Below are 1,536 nucleotides of genomic sequence, written 5' to 3' on the forward strand. Positions count from 1 at the left end.
AAGGGGTCGAGAGAACGCGCAGTACAAGGCGAAGGAGCGGGATGAGTTCTTCCGCCGCCTTGATCGCGGTGGCACGATCCGTGCTGTCGCGGCCGAGCTGGGCTTGAGTGTCGAGTCGTGTTACCGGTGGCGAAATGAGGCTGGCGTCTCGACTCCGCGGGTGAAGAGCCGGGTCTATACGACGGAGGACAAGGCCGAGTTCTTCCGCCTGCTGGCGTTGACAGGGAACGTGTCGAAGGTCGCTAAGGAGCTCGGGTTCGTGCGGGTCACTTGCTATAAGTGGGCGCATCAGGCGGGGATCTTCACCGGGAAAGACACCCGTGCTCAACGAGCACAGTTTGAGCGGTTGCGTGCTGACGGTGTCAGCCGGGCGGACGCTGCCAGACAGGTCGGGGTGGACAAGCGTTCGGCGCAGGACTGGGATAAGGGCATCAAGCAGATTCCGGGCGGGCGCGTCTACCCTGATGGGCGCGTCGTTCGTTATCGGCAGGCGGCGATACTGGCAAACGTGAAGAACCCACGCGAGGCCTATACGAGAGGTGCTCCGGTCGACTTGGCACGCCTGGAAACCGTTGTCGATTCCCGCTACCTGAGCCTGATCGAACGGGAACGCATTCACGATCTGCGCAGCCGTGGGGATTCGATGAGAGCGATCGGGCGGGCGCTGGGACGAAGCGCGTCGACGATCAGTCGTGAGATCGCCCGCAACACTGCCACCACAGTCGGCTATCTTCCTTACGCAGCGCACCGCATCGCGGCATCACGCCGGCCAAGGTGCCATGCCCGCAAACTCGAGCCCGTTAGCAATTTGCGCGCGTACGTCCAAGGCAAGTTGCGTAAACGATGGTCGCCAGAGCAGATCAGCCACCGGCTCGTGAAAGACTTCCCCAACGATCAAGGGATGCGGGTGAGCACCGAAACGATCTACCAGGCGATCTACGTCCAAGGGCGCGGTGCGCTGAAGCGCGAGATCGCAACCGCGATGAGGCGCGGACGGACAACACGGAAACCACGGCGCGATCCAGCGAAGAGGACCAGTCGCTTCGTGGATCCGATGGTCTCCATCACCGAGCGCCCCGCTGATGCCGCTGACCGCGCGGTCCCCGGTCATTGGGAAGGTGACCTCATCGTCGGCACGATGGGGCGATCAGCAATCGGAACGCTCGTCGAGCGATCGAGCCGCTTCGTTGCGCTCGTGCATCTTAAGCACGACCACACGGCCGAGACCGTGCGCGATGGCCTCATCGCCACCGTCGCCGAGCTGCCCGCCGCGTTGCGTCGCTCGCTGACCTGGGACCAGGGAGCCGAGATGTCGGGGCACGTAGGCTTCCAGGTCGCCACCGACATGGCCGTCTACTTCTGTGATCCAGGCAGCCCCTGGCAACGCGGAAGCAACGAAAACACGAACGGTCTCCTGCGCCAGTACTTCCCGAAAGGCACCGACCTCTCCCGCCACACGCCCGCCGAATTGCAGCGCGTCGCCGAGGACCTCAACGAACGTCCACGCAAGACGCTCGATTGGGACACTCCAGCCGA

Annotated in this window: 1 protein-coding gene; it reads left to right on the forward strand. The window is 63.7% G+C overall.

Annotated elements, in window-relative coordinates; genetic code table 11:
• Positions 1-346 precede the first annotated feature (346 nt).
• On the forward strand, positions 347-1,536 hold a 1,190-nt coding region (locus tag IEV67_RS18860; protein WP_444543183.1), incomplete at its 3' end, for an IS30 family transposase.

The sequence above is a fragment of the Microbacterium murale genome (assembly GCF_014635185.1).
Lineage (GTDB): Bacteria > Actinomycetota > Actinomycetes > Actinomycetales > Microbacteriaceae > Microbacterium > Microbacterium murale.